This is a genomic window from Sphingomonas carotinifaciens (assembly GCF_009789535.1).
Classification (GTDB): Bacteria; Pseudomonadota; Alphaproteobacteria; order Sphingomonadales; family Sphingomonadaceae; genus Sphingomonas; species Sphingomonas carotinifaciens.
In genome coordinates this window covers 1,441,581-1,455,913 of record NZ_WSUT01000005.1, presented here as the reverse complement: position 1 = coordinate 1,455,913, position 14,333 = coordinate 1,441,581, and the positions used below count along the sequence as shown (strand labels likewise).

The 14,333-nt window shown below is 67.3% G+C and carries 17 protein-coding genes and 1 tRNA gene; 7 read left to right on the top strand and 11 right to left on the bottom strand.

Annotation, left to right across the window (positions count from 1 at the left end):
- Positions 1–70 precede the first annotated feature (70 nt).
- The 3 genes from GQR91_RS08890 to GQR91_RS08880 all read right to left on the bottom strand — a co-directional run bounded on the left by GQR91_RS08890 (position 71) and on the right by GQR91_RS08880 (position 2,742).
- Positions 71–706 (bottom strand): DUF4893 domain-containing protein, encoded by a 636-nt coding sequence (locus GQR91_RS08890; RefSeq protein WP_149682042.1) that lies wholly within the window; start codon positions 704–706, stop codon positions 71–73.
- 91 nt (positions 707–797) lie between these two features.
- The gene (locus GQR91_RS08885) at positions 798–1,262 is read right to left on the bottom strand and encodes a hypothetical protein (RefSeq protein WP_149682043.1); all 465 of its coding nucleotides are present in this window, start codon (positions 1,260–1,262) and stop codon (positions 798–800) included.
- A gap of 76 nt (positions 1,263–1,338) precedes the next feature.
- Positions 1,339–2,742, bottom strand: a complete 1,404-nt coding sequence (locus GQR91_RS08880) for an NAD(P)H-dependent flavin oxidoreductase (protein ID WP_112382208.1) — start codon at positions 2,740–2,742, stop codon at positions 1,339–1,341.
- A gap of 123 nt (positions 2,743–2,865) precedes the next feature.
- Between GQR91_RS08880 and GQR91_RS08875 the strand changes: the two genes are divergently transcribed.
- The gene (locus tag GQR91_RS08875) at positions 2,866–3,825 is read left to right on the top strand and encodes a cation diffusion facilitator family transporter (RefSeq protein WP_149682044.1); all 960 of its coding nucleotides are present in this window, start codon (positions 2,866–2,868) and stop codon (positions 3,823–3,825) included.
- A gap of 6 nt (positions 3,826–3,831) precedes the next feature.
- Entirely contained in the window at positions 3,832–4,455 is a 624-nt protein-coding gene (locus GQR91_RS08870; RefSeq protein ID WP_112382206.1) for a hypothetical protein, read from the top strand.
- Here GQR91_RS08870 and GQR91_RS08865 read toward each other — a convergent pair.
- Positions 4,410–5,003, bottom strand: coding sequence for a DUF4893 domain-containing protein (locus tag GQR91_RS08865; RefSeq protein WP_149682045.1), 594 nt, complete (start codon positions 5,001–5,003; stop codon positions 4,410–4,412). The genes GQR91_RS08870 and GQR91_RS08865 overlap by 46 nt on opposite strands.
- Complete coding sequence (locus GQR91_RS08860; protein WP_149682354.1) at positions 5,000–5,785, bottom strand: 3-hydroxybutyrate dehydrogenase; 786 nt, start codon at positions 5,783–5,785, stop codon at positions 5,000–5,002. Before GQR91_RS08860 ends, GQR91_RS08865 begins: the two co-directional genes overlap by 4 nt.
- 129 nt (positions 5,786–5,914) lie before the next feature.
- On the opposite strand from GQR91_RS08860, the gene ypfJ reads away from it, so the two are divergent.
- Positions 5,915–6,814: a KPN_02809 family neutral zinc metallopeptidase gene (ypfJ, locus tag GQR91_RS08855; RefSeq protein WP_149682046.1), complete on the top strand. Its 900-nt coding sequence runs from the start codon at positions 5,915–5,917 to the stop codon at positions 6,812–6,814.
- 73 nt (positions 6,815–6,887) lie between these two features.
- On the opposite strand, the gene GQR91_RS08850 is transcribed toward ypfJ, so the two are convergent.
- The 3 genes from GQR91_RS08850 to GQR91_RS08840 form a co-directional block, all read right to left on the bottom strand.
- Positions 6,888–7,340 carry a hypothetical protein gene (locus GQR91_RS08850; RefSeq protein WP_149682047.1) on the bottom strand — a complete coding sequence of 151 codons (453 nt, stop codon included), beginning with the start codon at positions 7,338–7,340 and terminating at the stop codon, positions 6,888–6,890.
- Between the two features lie 112 nt (positions 7,341–7,452).
- Positions 7,453–8,442 carry an NADP-dependent oxidoreductase gene (locus GQR91_RS08845; RefSeq protein WP_149682048.1) on the bottom strand — a complete coding sequence of 330 codons (990 nt, stop codon included), beginning with the start codon at positions 8,440–8,442 and terminating at the stop codon, positions 7,453–7,455.
- A 147-nt stretch (positions 8,443–8,589) separates the two neighbouring features.
- On the bottom strand, positions 8,590–9,798 hold the full coding sequence (locus GQR91_RS08840) for a DUF2171 domain-containing protein (RefSeq protein ID WP_149682049.1): 1,209 nt from the start codon (positions 9,796–9,798) through the stop codon (positions 8,590–8,592).
- 258 nt (positions 9,799–10,056) lie between these two features.
- Here GQR91_RS08840 and GQR91_RS08835 point away from each other — a divergent pair.
- The 4 genes from GQR91_RS08835 to GQR91_RS08820 all read left to right on the top strand — a co-directional run bounded on the left by GQR91_RS08835 (position 10,057) and on the right by GQR91_RS08820 (position 12,358).
- A tRNA-Ala gene (locus GQR91_RS08835) sits at positions 10,057–10,132 on the top strand.
- Between the two features lie 101 nt (positions 10,133–10,233).
- Positions 10,234–10,950: an NUDIX hydrolase gene (locus tag GQR91_RS08830; RefSeq protein WP_149682050.1), complete on the top strand. Its 717-nt coding sequence runs from the start codon at positions 10,234–10,236 to the stop codon at positions 10,948–10,950.
- Positions 10,950–11,681 carry an extensin-like domain-containing protein gene (locus tag GQR91_RS08825; RefSeq protein WP_149682051.1) on the top strand — a complete coding sequence of 244 codons (732 nt, stop codon included), beginning with the start codon at positions 10,950–10,952 and terminating at the stop codon, positions 11,679–11,681. The genes GQR91_RS08830 and GQR91_RS08825 overlap by 1 nt, the downstream gene beginning before the upstream one ends.
- A gap of 14 nt (positions 11,682–11,695) precedes the next feature.
- Positions 11,696–12,358, top strand: coding sequence for an HAD-IA family hydrolase (locus tag GQR91_RS08820; RefSeq protein WP_149682052.1), 663 nt, complete (start codon positions 11,696–11,698; stop codon positions 12,356–12,358).
- Positions 12,359–12,399: 41 nt separating this feature from the next.
- On the opposite strand, the gene GQR91_RS08815 is transcribed toward GQR91_RS08820, so the two are convergent.
- From GQR91_RS08815 to GQR91_RS08805, 3 genes are all read right to left on the bottom strand, one after another.
- Positions 12,400–12,954, bottom strand: a complete 555-nt coding sequence (locus GQR91_RS08815) for a hypothetical protein (protein ID WP_112382299.1) — start codon at positions 12,952–12,954, stop codon at positions 12,400–12,402.
- Positions 12,955–13,151: 197 nt separating this feature from the next.
- Entirely contained in the window at positions 13,152–13,412 is a 261-nt protein-coding gene (locus GQR91_RS08810) for a hypothetical protein (RefSeq protein ID WP_235903983.1), read from the bottom strand.
- Between the two features lie 74 nt (positions 13,413–13,486).
- Positions 13,487–14,266 carry a transglutaminase-like domain-containing protein gene (locus GQR91_RS08805; RefSeq protein WP_149682053.1) on the bottom strand — a complete coding sequence of 260 codons (780 nt, stop codon included), beginning with the start codon at positions 14,264–14,266 and terminating at the stop codon, positions 13,487–13,489.
- Positions 14,267–14,333: the final 67 nt, after the last annotated feature.

The following is a 14,333-nucleotide window of genomic DNA, read 5'->3' as shown; positions in this document are numbered from 1 at the left end:
CCTTTGGAACTACGCGACACGAACGGATTGGAATGAGAGTGCTCGATAAGAACTGCTGACGTCGGGCCTCTTATTTCGCCTGCTGCTCGACCGGCACCGGCGTCAGCTCATAGACCTGCAGGTCCTCGCCCGGCAGCACCAGCCGCCAGCGAAACGGCCCGATCCGCTCGACCACGCCGAACAGGTCGCGTTCCGGATCCTCGCCATAGCCGAGCGATCCGTCGCCCGCCTGTTTCTGGCGCGCCCCCATGAACACATAGCGCTTCGTGCCATCGGGATAGAGCCACCCGCCCGGCAACGCGCTTCCCGTCTGCTTGGTGAAGCTCAGCCGCTCGCCATCCTCGCTGCCGACATAGCAGAAGAATGCCGGAAAACTCCGCACCACCCGCCCGCTCATCACCAGCAACCGGCATTTGTACGATCCGGGTGGCAGGGCGGCATGGTCCAATGCCGCATCGCCGCGCAACAGGTCGCCCTCGCTGGCCACCGTCGCCCGGCCGCGTCGCTCCAGCCCGGCCTGTGCCGCCGCCCACCGTGCCGGCAGTCCTTCCAGCCGCAGGGCATCGCCGGGGCTGATCGTGCTGCGCCAGGCGGGTTCCTCCTGCGAGGTCACGACCGGCGTCACCGCCGGGCGCACGGGTGCGTGCCGCCCACCGCCACAGGCCGCCAGCGCGCCGCACAGGCCCATCCCGATCCACCGCATCATGTTCCCGCCCCTTCGCACCACCGAACCCGGCGATGCCGATACAGACGTTAACGAATGGTTAGGGCAACCCCGGCGATCGGGGTAGTCCGTATCACCAGCGCGACCGGCGATCCGTGAACGGCGCGATGTCGGTCTGAGGCCGATCGGGGCGGCGCGCGGTGCCTTGTGCAAACGGTTCGATCGCGACCGCGGCAAAACCGGCATAGCGCATGTCGGTTTCGGGCGGCATCGCGCATCCCTCCCCCGCCACCGCCATTTCCACCTGATCGATGCCACCGGTCTGGAGCACGTTGCGCACGGACCGGAAACGGTTCCAGGCGACCTGTCGCCCTTCCTCGTCGCGCGTTTCCAGCGGCATGCAGACCAGCGTCGTGCCCTCGGTCCACGCGGCGCCTTCCGGCGTCATCGCGTCCAGCACCGGGCGCTGATTGGGGTGGAGTTCGCCCACCCCGCGCGAGAAATAGACCTTGCGAATGCCCGGCGCCACGACCGGCGGCACGCCGTCGGCGGCCGGGCTCGCCGCCTGCAACGCCATCACCACGAGACCGACGATCATCGCATCATGCTCCTTCGCATCCTACAACGAAGAATAGGCGATTTCGGCCCCGATGCCCAGTATGCGGCCCGACCGATCAGTCGCCGGTCAGGATGCGATCGACCAGTTGCTTCACCGACGGCACGAAGCCGTTGGAATAGAAGGGATCGCGTTTGAAGTTATACGCGGCATGGCCGGCAAACATCAGGTTGCTCTCCACATCCCCGCCATGCGCGATCTCCTGCAACGTCTTCTGGATGCAGAAGCTGCGCGGATCGGCCAGTCGCCCGGTCGAATTCGTCTCGGTGTCCGCCCAGCTCGAAAACAGGCACTGCGACAGGCAGCCCATGCAGTCCGCCTGATCCTTGCGGATTTCCTTGGTTTCCTCGGGCGTGACGAAGACCAGCGTATTGTCCGGCGTCTTCAGCGCGGTGGTGAAGCCATGCCCGAACCATTCGCGCGCGCGCAGCAGGTCGTTGCGCGTCACCCAGAAATTCTTGCCCTTCACGCCCACGTCGAGCTGAAAGACATGGTCGCCCGCTTCCTGCGTGGAAAAGGCGATCTGCCGGTCCGACCGCGCTTCCAGGTTGCGCAGGAAGGGATTGCGCACCGCCGACGAATAGAAACCGGTCGGGCTGAACCGGTGGAGCAGCACGTCGCCCTCCTCGATCGTCATCAGCCGCGCCTTCCACGCCTCGGGGATCGGGCTTTCGCGGGTCAGCAGCGGGCGGGTGCCGAACTGGAAGGCGATGCGCCCCAGCTCGGGATTGTCGATCCAGTCGTTCCAGTCGCGCAGGTACCAGACGCCGCCGGCCATCACGATCGGCACCTCGTCCGAAATGCCGCCCTCGCGCATCGTCTCGCGCAGCGCCTTGACGCGGGGATAGGGATCTTCCGGCTTCAACGGATTTTCGGCGTTGGACAGGCCGTTATGCCCGCCCGCCAGCCAGGGGTCCTCATAGACCACGCCCGCCAGCCACTCGGCCGCCTTGGAATAGGCGCGCTTCCACAGCGCGCGGAACGCCCGGCCAGAGGACACGATCGGCAGATAGCTGACCTGATGCTCGGCGGCGATCTCGGACAGCTTGTACGGCATGCCCGCACCGCAGGTGACACCCGCGACCAGCCCCTTTGTCCGCTCCAGCACACCCTGCAACACGCGCTGCGCGCCGCCCATTTCCCACAGCACGTTGATGTTGATCGCGCCGTTGCCGCCGGCAATGTCCCAGGCGCGCTTGACCTGCTGCACCGCGCCCTCGATCGCGTATTCGATCAGTTCCTCGTGCCGCTCGCGCCGGGTCAGCGCGCGGTACACCTGCGGGATGATCTTGCCTTCGGCGTCGTAACTATCTGCATTTACGGCAGAAACCGTGCCGATGCCGCCCGCGGCGGCCCAGGCGCCGGCGGATGCGTGGTTCGTCGCGGCCACACCTTTGCCCCCTTCGACGATCGGCCAGACTTCGCGGCCGTTATACAGGATGGGGCTAAGGCCTTTGAACACGACGACACCTTATGGGGGACAGCAAAGCCCCCATATAGCGATTGCCTCGCGCCGTGCGAGCGAATTGCGACTCACCGCGCTGGGCGCAGGAACCCGCAAGGCCTCGCAAGCGCTTGGGCTCCCATGTCCGACACCGGCCTGACCGCCCGCATCCGCGAGAACATCGTCCTGTTCGGCGCCCTGGCCGCCAATCTGGGGATCGGCATCGCCAAGTTCGTCGCCGCCGGGATCACCGGATCGTCCTCCATGTTGACGGAGGGCGTCCATTCGGTCGTCGACAGCGGCAATCAGGTACTGCTGCTCTATGGCCAGAAAAAGGCCCGCCGCGCCCCCGATATCGTTCACCCCTTCGGCTATGGCCGCGAGCTGTATTTCTGGGCCTTTGTCGTCGCGATCCTGATCTTCGCGATCGGTGCCGGCGTCTCGATCTATGAAGGGGTGCGCCACATCCGCACGCCCGAGCCGTTGCGCGACCCCACCGTCAACTACATCGTCCTCGTCATCGCCTTTGTGCTGGAGGGTGCTTCCTGGACGATCGCGGTGCGCGAGTTCGCCAAGGCCAAGGGCGATACCGGCTGGTGGCGCGCGATTCACCAGTCCAAGGACCCCGCCGGCTTCATCGTTCTGTTCGAGGATTCGGCCGCCTTGGCCGGCCTCGTCATCGCCGGCATCGGCGTCTGGGCCAGCCATGCCTATGCCGACCCCCGCATCGACGGCGTCGCCTCCGTCCTGATCGGGTTGATCCTTGCCGCGGTCGCGGTGCTGCTCGCCCGCGAGGCCAAGGGGCTGCTGATCGGGGAGCGCGCCGATCCGGTCACCGTTGAGCGCATCCGTGCGCTGGTCGATGCGCAGCCGTGGATCACGCACGTCAACCATGTCCGCACCGTCCATACCGCGCCAGACAGCATCTTCGCCGCGATCAGCGCCGACTTCGTCGACGACCTGCCCATGGGCGAGGCGGAGACGCTGATCGAGCATCTGGAGGACGATCTGCGCGCTGCCGTACCGATGCTCTCGTCCATCTATATTCGCCCCGAAAAGCGCGAAAATGCCCCTCCGCTTGGGGCCCGACCTGCGATATGATGGGCCATGCGCCCGCTCCTTCGCCTGCTCGCTCCCCTGCTGCTCTGGCTGGCATCGGCGATGCCGGCGCAGGCCGCGGTCACCATCACCTTCTGGAGCCATGAGCTCGGCAACAGTTTCCCGCACACCTTTTTCAGCCTGCGGGGCGTGGCCGATGCCGGTGGCCCGCCGGTCGACAGCTATTTCGGCTTCACCGCCCGCTCGGTCAGCCCGGCGCTGTTGTTCGGATCGGTGGCGGGCCGTCTCGATCGCCCCACCCCCGGCTATGTCGCGGGCAGCGACGCGCAATTCTCGGTGGTGATGACCGATGCGCAATATGCCGAGATCCTGGCGCTGATCGCCGGCTGGAGCGAGGATGGCGGCGACAGCCGCTACGATCTGGGCACGCGCAACTGCATCCATTTCGTCAAGGAGGCGGCCGGCCGCCTCGGCCTGACCGGGCTCGACCAGCCGAAGCTGATGCGCAAGCCGCGCTCCTATCTGAAGGCGGTGGCCGCGGCCAATGCCGGCCGCGTCACTCCGATCGGCCAGCATGGCAGGGCGTATCTCGCCACGCTGCCGCCGATCGCGCCGGTGGCCGCGGCTCAGCCCGCCGGCACGATCTCCACCACGTCCAGCAGCGATTCATAGGCGGGATAGGGCATCGCGATCCGCCAGCGCGCCGGCCCGACCCGCTCGACGATCCCCACCATGTCGCGCGCCCGGTCCCGGCCATAGGCCAGCGGCCGCGCCTCGTCCGCCAGCATCAGCGTTCCCAGAAACACCGCGCGCGCATCGGTATCGGCATAAAGCCGCCCGGCGAAGCGCTGCGATCCGTCCAGCTTGACCAGCCGGCTGCCGCCCTCCGACACCCGGCATCCGAAGAAGGGATAGGCGACGTAGCGCAGGCGCGTCATGCCCTTGGCGCCCAGCTTGATCGTGCGGCAGCGATAGTCGCCGTCGGGCAGCGCGGGGTCGGCCAGCGCCCGGTCGCCATCCACCAGCGCGCCCAGCGCGGCCGCTGCCCGGGCATGTTCGCTGGCCCGTACCTGCGCCATCGCCTCGACCCATGCGTCGCGCCACCGCCGCAACCGTCCCCGATCCTCCTTGGTGGCCACCCGCCGCCAGTCCGCCCGATCCGCTGCCACGGCCGACCCCGCGACCACCACCAGCACCGCCGCCCCTAACACCCCCCTCATGCCGCAGTCCACCCCCCGTCCATCGCCAGGTTCGCCCCCGTGATCGAACGCGCCTCGTCCCGGCACAGAAACAGCGCCATCGCGGCCACCTCCTCACAGGTCACGAACTGCTTGGTCGGCTGCGCGGCCAGCAGCACGTCGTTGATCACCTGATCACGGCTCAGCTTGCGCGCGGTCATCGTGTCGGGGATCTGCTGCTCGACCAGCGGCGTCCAGACATAGCCCGGCGAGATGCAGTTCACGGTAATCCCGTCCGTCGCCACCTCCAGCGCCACCGTCTTGGTGATCCCCACCACGCCGTGCTTGGCCGCGACATAGGCCGACTTGTTGGGGCTGGCGACCTGGCTGTGCGCCGACGCGGTGGAAATGATCCGCCCCCAGCCCTTGGCCCGCATGTGGGGCACCGCCGCGCGCATCATGTGCCACGCCGCCGACAGGTTGATCGCGATGATCGCGTCGAACTTGTCGACCGGGAACGTGTCGATCGGCGCGACATGCTGGATGCCGGCATTGTTGACGATGATGTCGCACGATCCCGTCTCGGCCACCGCCTGCTCGACCATCGCCGCGATCTCGTCGGGCTGGCGCATGTCGGCGGGCACGTACAGCGCCGCCGCCCCGCTCGCCTCCGCCAGCCGGGCGCGCTTCTCCTCGATCGCCTCCGCCTCGCCAAAGCCGTTGATGACCACCGACGCGCCCGCCTTGGCCAGCACCTCGGCAATCGCAAAGCCGATCCCCGAGGTCGATCCGGTCACGATCGCCGTCTTGCCCTGCAGGAACATGCTCATCCCCCTCACCCTTGCCTTGTGTTCGCCATCAGCATGACGCGAACCCATCGCCCCGTGCAACCGTCGAGGCCGGTCGGGGGTTCATCACGCCAACGCAACTTTCGCCAGGGAAGAGGGGCGCCCATGCGGCTCGACGATTATGACAACGACATCAATGTCGGTGAGGCGCAGGGTGGCGGCGGATTCGGCGGCGGTGGCGGCGGTCTGCTGTTCGGGCTGCTGCCGCTGATCGGCAGCCGCTTCGGATGCGGCGGCATCGTCGTCGTGCTGATCATCCTCGCCGTTCTCGGAATGAACCCGCTCAACCTGCTTGGCGGCGGCGGTCAGGTCGGCACGCCGGTCAGCCGCGGTCCCTCCACGGGTACCGACGTCCGTCAGGTCTGCGACGCCACCCCGGCCAGGCGGGAGACGTGCCAGGCTTACAGCAATGCGCAGAATACCTGGGAACAGATTTTCGCGCAATCGGGCCAGCGGTTCGAGGTGCCGATGCTCCGCTTCTACACCGGTTCCGGCCAGTCCGGCTGCGGCGCGGCACAGTCCGCCATGGGGCCGTTCTACTGCCCGTCGGACAACGGCATCTATCTTGACACCAGCTTCTTTGACGAACTCGCCAATCGCTTCGGCGCCCAGGGTGATTTCGCGCGCTATTATGTGATCGCGCACGAATTCGGCCACCACATCCAGCATCTGCTCGGCACCTCGACCGAGGTCAGCCGGGCGCAGGCCAGCGCTGGCCGCGCAGAGGGCAACGCCCTGTCCGTCCGCCTGGAGCTACAGGCCGATTGCTATGCCGGCGTCTGGGCCGCCCGCAACCGCAACCGCCTGGAACCCGGCGATATCGAGGAAGGCATGACTGCCGCCCGCGCGATCGGCGATGACACGCTGCAACGCGAAGCCGGCGGTCGCGTGGTCCCCGACAGCTTCACCCATGGCACCTCCGAACAGCGGATGCGCTGGCTGCGCCGTGGCCTGGAAACCGGCGACCCGGCGCAGTGCAACACCTTCGACGCCGCGATCGGCTAGAACCGATCGGCTAGAACAGAATATGGGGGGCGGTGACATCACTGCCCCTGACGCCGCGGAGCCAACCGCCGGATCAGAAAGGATGAATCGATCGCCGCCGGCGATCCGACCGGTCGAACGGGTAATGCCGCTGCCGGTCGGCGCCGCTCGGGCGCCAAAGGCCCACCTCCAGCGTCTGCCACCCCGACGGCATCGCATGATAGCCGTTGATCGACCAGAAAACCCGGCTCGGCATCACCGCGGGAGGATCGGTCACGCGCGTGCCCGGCGCCCCCTGCGGGATCGTCCGGGGAAGCGGCGCGCTTTCGACCGCGTCGTTTGCCGGTATGGCGAATACCGGCGCCTCCAACGGCGTCACTTTCTCGACCGCGGCAGTCCAACGCGCCTGATGCTCCGCCGCCTTCTCGCGCCGCCATGCATCGCGGCGCCTTTCACGCCGGCTACGAACGAAGTTGGAAACGGCGGCACCACTGCCGGCAAGCAGCGTGCCGCCCAAGACGATCTCGACAATCACGATCAAACCCACCCACCCGATTACTCCGGACGGGTATATCAATTTTGATGATTAGGAACCTGCGTTGTTTTACAACTAACCAAAAGGTTCCCGGCCATCTCAAACTTATCTGGCCAAGATCCGGTCACAGCTTCACAAGCATCTTTCCGGTGTTACCCCCGGAAAACAGGGCTAAAAATGCCTCCGGTGTGGCATCAAGTCCTTCAAACACCGTTTCCTGCCGCTGTAAGGCGCCGTTCTTCACCAGATCACCCATGTCGGCATAGAATTCACCGGCGCGATCCAAATAGTCGCTGACGATAAATCCCTGCATTCTCACACGCTTGCCGATCATCTGCGCCAGATGCCGGAGGCTGGTTGGCTTTGCCTCGTTATACACCTCGATCATCCCGCAAATCGCGAAGCGCGCGCGCAGACGGGCCTGGGCCAGCGCCGCATCCAGATGGTCGCCGCCAACATTGTCGAAATACACGTCGATCCCCTTGGGTGCGGCCTCGCCCAGCGCTTCGGCGATCGGACGCCCGGACTTATAGTCGATCACCGCGTCCGCGCCGATCTCACGCACCCAAGCGCATTTTTCCGCGCCGCCGGCCGATCCGATCACGGTCATGCCCTTGGCCTTGGCCAGTTGCACTACCGTCGATCCGACGGCACCGGCCGCGGCGGAGACGAACACCGTGTCGCCGGCCTTGGCCTCGGCCACCGCCAGCAGGCCGAAATAGCCCGTCACTCCCGGCATGCCGAGCTGCCCCAGAAAGGCCTGCGGCGCGACATCGATCGGCGGCAGCGCCTGTACCTGATCGGCAGGCAGCACCGCCTCGTCCCGCCATCCGGCCATGTGGCTGACCATCGTCCCGACCGGCACGGCATCGGCCCGGCTTTCCACGACCTCGCCCAGCGCATGGCCCTGCATCGGCTGCCCCAGTTCGAACGGCGGGACATAGCTTTTCACGTCGTTCATCCGGCCGCGCATATAGGGGTCGACCGACAGCCACCGGTTGGCGACGCGCACCTGCCCGTCCTCCAGGCTACCCGATTGCTGCTCGACCAGCGCGAAATCGCTGGCCTTGGGCAATCCCTTGGGCCGGTTCGTCAGCGTCCATGCCTGTGCCATCGCGGTGTCTCTCCTGCTTGTTTCTGCGCGGCGATCATGCCGCGCGCCCTGCCAAATCGAAAAGGCCAAATCAAAAAGGCCCGGGCATGCGGCCCGGGCCTTTTCCTTGAACGTTCCGGCGGCGCACCGCCGGATCACCTCACCGGATCAATAGGTCCCGGAAAAGCTCTTGTTCAGCCCGTGCGAACCGTCCTGCCCGGCCTGACCCGACTGGCCGGCCTGATTCGCCTGGCCGGTCTGGTTCGACTGCCCGGCCTGACCCGTCTGGCTCGTATGGTTGGACTGGCCAGTCTGGTCGCGCCGCCCGTCCGGCCGATCACCGAACAGCGCCTGTGCGTCTTCCTCGTCACGCCAATGCTTCTTGGCTTCGTCCGCGGTCTTCGCCAGCGTCACCTTGGTATCCACGGTCTGCAACCAGCGCGACGGGATGGAGTGATGACGACCACCCGCATCGCTGTCGTTCTTGGTCAGCAGGATGCGGTCGCCACGAACCTTGTCGACCGTGCCGACATGCGTCCCGTCGGAGCCGACCACGTCCATATGCTCGGTCACCTTGTTCAGCAGGTCGCGCTGCCCCTGGCGCTGGGTGCGCCACGTGCCGAACTCGTTCTCGAACTTGGAGCGGTTCTCGCTCCGATACTCGTCATAATCGCGGTCGAGTGCCGCAATCTGGCCGGAGCGCCAGCTGTGATAATCATTGTCGCGCTCGGCATAATAACGCTCGTCATAGCGCGAATCGGCCTCGCGCCGACGCTCGGCCTCCTCGTCGCCGAACCAGGAACGGACCTCGTCCCCGGCGCGCGCCATGAAGCCGCGCTCCTCATAGTCATAGCCCTGCGGCTGACGCCCGTAATCCTGCGAGGAACGGCCGCCGCCGCGATGATCCTGCTGCTCGCGATAGCGCGAGTCCTGGCCGTATCCACCGCCGCGATAGTCGCTGCGCGCCGGACCGTAATCCTCGCCGGCAAAACGACGATGCCCGTCGCCACGCGAGCCCTCGTCGCGCACGCCGTAGCGTTCGTGATTGCGATAGCCGCCATATTCGCCGCCGCGGCCATAGCCGCGCTCGCCGCCACCGAATCGGCTACCCTGATAATCCTGACCCCGGTAATCCTGGCTCCGATAGTCCTGGCTGCGGTAATCCTGGCCCTGCCCGTATCCGCGATCACGCTGAGCGTAACGCTGATGCCCATAGTCGCGCGCGCCATAGCCGCGGCGCTCATCGTCGAACGACCCGGCGGCGTCGTAATCACGCGCGCTGGAATAGGTGTAATCACGACCCGATCCATAATCGCGACCATAGTCGAAATCGCGGTCGTCCCGGTTACCGCTCCGCGAATTGCGATCGTACGGCATGGTATCCTCCTGATGTTCGGTCCTACGGCATCCGCCGTGCTGTAACGGCCCGGTCGGATATTCCAGATTGAACAAGGGTCGAGGCGAATGATGGTTCCCGCCGGCCCGGACGAGCCGGTCGCCTCCCGCGACTAAATCTGGATCAATGCCGCCCGCCGGCGGTGCAGCCGAAAATACCGGGCGGGTGAAACCGCTGTTGCATCGCCCGATCGGCCTCGCTAAGGGCATCACTTCCGGCCCTCGGGGCCGGACCGGGGCGGGGCCGTAGCTCAGATGGGAGAGCGCTGCAATCGCACTGCAGAGGTCAGGGGTTCGATTCCCCTCGGCTCCACCACCCCGCCTTTTCTGACATCATCCGCATCGAACCGCCCTGGCACGGGACCCGCGCCCCCGATCCGCCACCTCGCGCGTTCCCCTGTCATGCCTCCTTCTGCGATGCCTGATGCCATCCCGGCCGCTACCCTGATCCTGATGCGCGACCGCCCTGATGCGGCGCCTGAAATCCTGATGGTCGAGCGGGCCGCGGCACTCGCCTTTGCCGGCGGCGCCCTGGTATTCCCCGGCGGCCGCATCGATCCCGCCGACCTCGCGCGCGCCGATGGTCACGGCCTTCCCGTCGATGACGCTGCCGCACGCATCGCTGCCATCCGGGAGACGATCGAGGAAGTCGGCATCGCTGTCGGCCTGGATGCAGCGCCGGGCGCCGTGTCCGACCGGGCCGCACTTGCCGGGTCGCTCAGCGCGGCGACACTCGATCTTGCCGCGTTGATCCCCTTTGCCCGCTGGCGCCCGGATCATGCAGTGGCGCGCATCTTCGACACGCGCTTCTATCTCGCCCGCCTGCCCGCCGATGCCCCCGCGCCGGAACCGGATGGCGGGGAAACCGTGCGGGCTTTCTGGACGACGGCACAGGCCGTGCTCAACGCCGCCGATGCCGGTCGGGCCATGCTCATCTACCCCACCCGCCGCACGCTGGAGCGCCTTGCCCGCTTCGCCAATTTCGCGGACGCCGCCGCCGACGCGGCCCGTCATCCCGTCCGCACGATCACGCCCTTTGTCGATCACCGCGCCGACGGCGACTGGCTCTGCATCCCGGAGGATAGCGGTTATCCGGTCACCGCGGAACGCCTCGCTGCGGCGACCCGCGGCTGATGCGGACGCTGCGCCGAACGATCGCCGCGCTGGTCATCGGCGCCGTCGTCGCGGCGCTGCTGTTCGTCGCCTGGGGAATAATGCGGGGCCGCCCGCAGGATCTGCCCTGGACCCCGCTCGATCTCGGCGCGCCGGTCGGGCTGTTCACCGGCCGCAAGTTGACCGCATTGGGCAGCGAATTTCCGCAATGCCGGCGCCTGCTCGACAAGGCCGGGGTCCGCTACACGGTTTTGCCCCCGCGACGGGACAGCGCGCAATGCGGCTATGACGATGCCGTCCGCCTGACCGGTACGGGGGCGCAGCGTATCGGCTATCGTCCCGCCGGGCTCGGCATCGCCTGTCCGGTCGCCGCAGCCCTGTCGCTCTGGGAATGGACCGTGGTCCAGCCTGCCGCCCAGAAGCGTTTTGGCAGTCGCGTCACCGCCATCGACCATTTCGGCAGCTATAACTGCCGCCGCATCTCCGGGCGCGACAGCAGCACCTGGAGCGAGCATGCCACGGCGGACGCCATCGATATCGCCGGCTTCCGCCTGGCGAACGGGCGGCGCATCACCGTCGCGCGCGACTGGACCGGCGGGGCGGAGAATGCCGCGTTTCTGCGCGAGGTGCGCGACGGCGCCTGCCGGCTGTTCGCCACGACGCTGTCGCCCGACTATAATGCGGCCCATGCCGATCATCTTCACCTCGACCAAGCCGATCGCGGCACCGCCGGCTGGCGGGCATGTCGCTGACTGAAAGCTCTTTTATGCCCCAATCACGCAGCTACGCCGCCTTCCTCTTCGACATGGACGGCACCCTCCTGAACAGCATTCCCTCCGCCATCCGCGCCTGGACCCGCTTCGCACAGCGCCACGACCTGCCGGTCGAACACGTCCTCTCGATCATGCACGGCGTCCGCGCCATCGAAACGATCCGGCGCCTGGCACCGGCCGGCGTCGATCCGGTGGCGGAGGCGGAGGCGCTGACCCGGGACGAGATCGCCGATGTCGGCGATGTGGTGGAGATCCCCGGTGCTGCATCGATGCTGGCGACGCTGCCGCCGGATCGGTGGGCGCTGGTCACCTCCGCGCCGCGCGCATTGGCGCGCGCCCGCCTTGCCGCCGCCGGCCTGCCCTTCCCCGCCCACAGCGTCACGGCGGACGATGTCTCGCGCGGCAAGCCCGCTCCCGACGCCTTCCTCCTCGGTGCCCGGCGCCTCGGGGTCGACCCGGCCGATTGTCTGGTCTGGGAGGATACCGTCGCCGGCATCACCGCGGCCGAGGCGGCGGGTGCCGACGTGATCGCGGTCACCGCCACCCATGCCGCGCCGATGGCGACCCCCCATGCCACCATCACGGACTATCGGACGCTGTCGGTAACCCAGGATGCCGATGGCAGGCTGATGCTGCGGTTCGACTCCGAGACGTAAGGCGTGGAGGGCGCGGTCGAGCCGTGACCGGGCCCGCCACCTCAATTCGCCAGCGACGTTCCCGAATCCACCTTTTCCACCCAATGCGGGAAAAAGGCCGGCTGGCGGTTCGACCAGCCCGATGCGGTCGCCGCCGCCTCGCTGATCGACTGGAGCAGCTTGCGCCGCAGTTCGGGGTTGAGATGCGGCAACGCCGCCGCCGCGCAAAAGGCCGCGGGCAGCCATGGCCGTACCTCGGCCCCGATCAGCCGCTCGTACAGGAAGCGGAATGCCGCAAAGCTGGTCAGCCGCCCCTGCCCCAGATCGAACGCCGCCAGCGTGATAAGCGGCGCCAGAAACGGCTCGGCCGCCTCCAGTCCGCTGTCACCCGGAATGCCGCGGCGCAGCTCCGGCAATGCGTTGTAGAGCCGCGCCTGCGCCCGGATGCTTGCCGCCTCCACCACGTCGCGCGACCAGCGGAGCATGGCATCCTCGCGGTCCAGCCCGATGTCCAGCGAGCGGCGGATATAGCGCTGGGTCGCCGCGCCGAAGCCGGCAAATTCCTTCATCTCGGCCAGCGTCATCGCGCCTTCCGCCGGTCTCATTCTCGATCCCATGTCCATCACCCCGCCCGCTCGCTCATCGACCGGATGATGATGCACCAGGATGGTTAACATGATCCTGAACGGCCACCACCGGCCTTGTCATCAAAGGATCATGGAACGCGCTGCGTCGCAACAAAGATTGCGACGAACCGAAGCCCGCCGCAATCCCCGAAGCCTGTGATGATGCCAAAGGGCAACAATCCGTTGCGTCAGCCGTCCTTCAGGCGACGTTCCGCTTCTTCGTCATAGCCCGACGAGGGTGCCGGACCGTGATTGTGGACCGGCTGGGTCGAGGAGGGCGGATCGCTGGCATCCATCGACTCGTCCAGCCCGGCGTCGAGTCTCGCATCCCGGCTTTCCGGGTCACGCGCCAGCCGCTTGCCGATCGAACGATCGCGCCCGGCATCCTGCCGTTCGTTGCGGCCCTCGTTGTTGCTGCCGCTGGTGGATTCGGTGTCGTCGCTGCTCATGGCACACTCCCCATGTGAATACTCGTGTCGCAGGGAGAACGATCAAGCCCAACCGCCGTTCCTCCTGATACGGATCAGCACAGTTCGCGCACGGTGACCGACTGGCCATACATCACCGCCTCGCCCCAGATCGTCATGAAGGCGATATCCGTCGCATCCCGCCCGACCGCGACGCGCGCGATATCCCGGCACGACGCCATGCCCGTCGGGTCGACCAGGCGCCATGCTCCGTCCAGCCACAGCTCGGCCACCGCATGGAAGTCGGGCGGATCGACACCGGGCGCATAGGCCGAGACGCACCGCGCCGGGATCGCCGCCGCCCGTGCCAGCGCCACCAGCAGATGGGCATAGTCCCGGCACACACCGGCGCGCATCGCAAAGGTGTCGAGCGCCGTGGTCACCCCGCTGCTCGTCCCCGCCCGGTAGCGCAGGGACGCCCGCACCCAATCGGCCAGCGCCTGCGCCAGCGCCCCGCCGGACAGCCCGGCGAATTCGGCCCGGACAAAGCCTTCGAACCGGTCGGACGGACAATATCGGCTCGGCATCAGATAGGCGACCACCGCACCGGGCAGCGCACGGGCCGGGGTCGCGCCGTAGTCTGCCAGCACCACCGCCGGCCGCTCCACCTGCACCACCGCGCGATATTCGGCGACCAGCCGCCCCTCGCCGCGTGCCCAGCATCGCTGCCCGATCCCGTCCTCGCCCGGCACTGCGGCGATCGCGGTATCGGACCAGAGGATGAGCGACTCCTGCTCGATACGCTGATCGGCCATCGCGGCGGCCTCCACCTGCAACAGCACGTCCGCCGGTTCGGCAAAGCCGTAGTCGAGCCGCACTTCGATCGACAGCCGCATCGCCCACCCCCAAAAAGAAAGGGCCCGCCGGGGTCGTCCCGACGGGCCCTGATCGCTCCGTTATTCC

Coding starts and splice junctions, on each gene's coding strand:
- GQR91_RS08890 (WP_149682042.1), bottom strand. CDS start 706: ATGATGCGGTGGATCGGGATGGGCCTGTGCGGCGCGCTGGCGGCCTGT.
- GQR91_RS08845 (WP_149682048.1), bottom strand. CDS start 8,442: ATGGCACAGGCATGGACGCTGACGAACCGGCCCAAGGGATTGCCCAAG.
- GQR91_RS08885 (WP_149682043.1), bottom strand. CDS start 1,262: ATGATCGTCGGTCTCGTGGTGATGGCGTTGCAGGCGGCGAGCCCGGCC.
- ypfJ (WP_149682046.1), top strand. CDS start 5,915: ATGCGGCTCGACGATTATGACAACGACATCAATGTCGGTGAGGCGCAG.
- GQR91_RS08825 (WP_149682051.1), top strand. CDS start 10,950: ATGCGGACGCTGCGCCGAACGATCGCCGCGCTGGTCATCGGCGCCGTC.
- GQR91_RS08815 (WP_112382299.1), bottom strand. CDS start 12,954: ATGGGATCGAGAATGAGACCGGCGGAAGGCGCGATGACGCTGGCCGAG.
- GQR91_RS08805 (WP_149682053.1), bottom strand. CDS start 14,266: ATGCGGCTGTCGATCGAAGTGCGGCTCGACTACGGCTTTGCCGAACCG.
- GQR91_RS08875 (WP_149682044.1), top strand. CDS start 2,866: ATGTCCGACACCGGCCTGACCGCCCGCATCCGCGAGAACATCGTCCTG.
- GQR91_RS08840 (WP_149682049.1), bottom strand. CDS start 9,798: ATGCCGTACGATCGCAATTCGCGGAGCGGTAACCGGGACGACCGCGAT.
- GQR91_RS08865 (WP_149682045.1), bottom strand. CDS start 5,003: ATGAGGGGGGTGTTAGGGGCGGCGGTGCTGGTGGTGGTCGCGGGGTCG.
- GQR91_RS08870 (WP_112382206.1), top strand. CDS start 3,832: ATGCGCCCGCTCCTTCGCCTGCTCGCTCCCCTGCTGCTCTGGCTGGCA.
- GQR91_RS08810 (WP_235903983.1), bottom strand. CDS start 13,412: ATGAGCAGCGACGACACCGAATCCACCAGCGGCAGCAACAACGAGGGC.
- GQR91_RS08820 (WP_149682052.1), top strand. CDS start 11,696: ATGCCCCAATCACGCAGCTACGCCGCCTTCCTCTTCGACATGGACGGC.
- GQR91_RS08860 (WP_149682354.1), bottom strand. CDS start 5,785: ATGTTCCTGCAGGGCAAGACGGCGATCGTGACCGGATCGACCTCGGGG.
- GQR91_RS08830 (WP_149682050.1), top strand. CDS start 10,234: ATGCCTGATGCCATCCCGGCCGCTACCCTGATCCTGATGCGCGACCGC.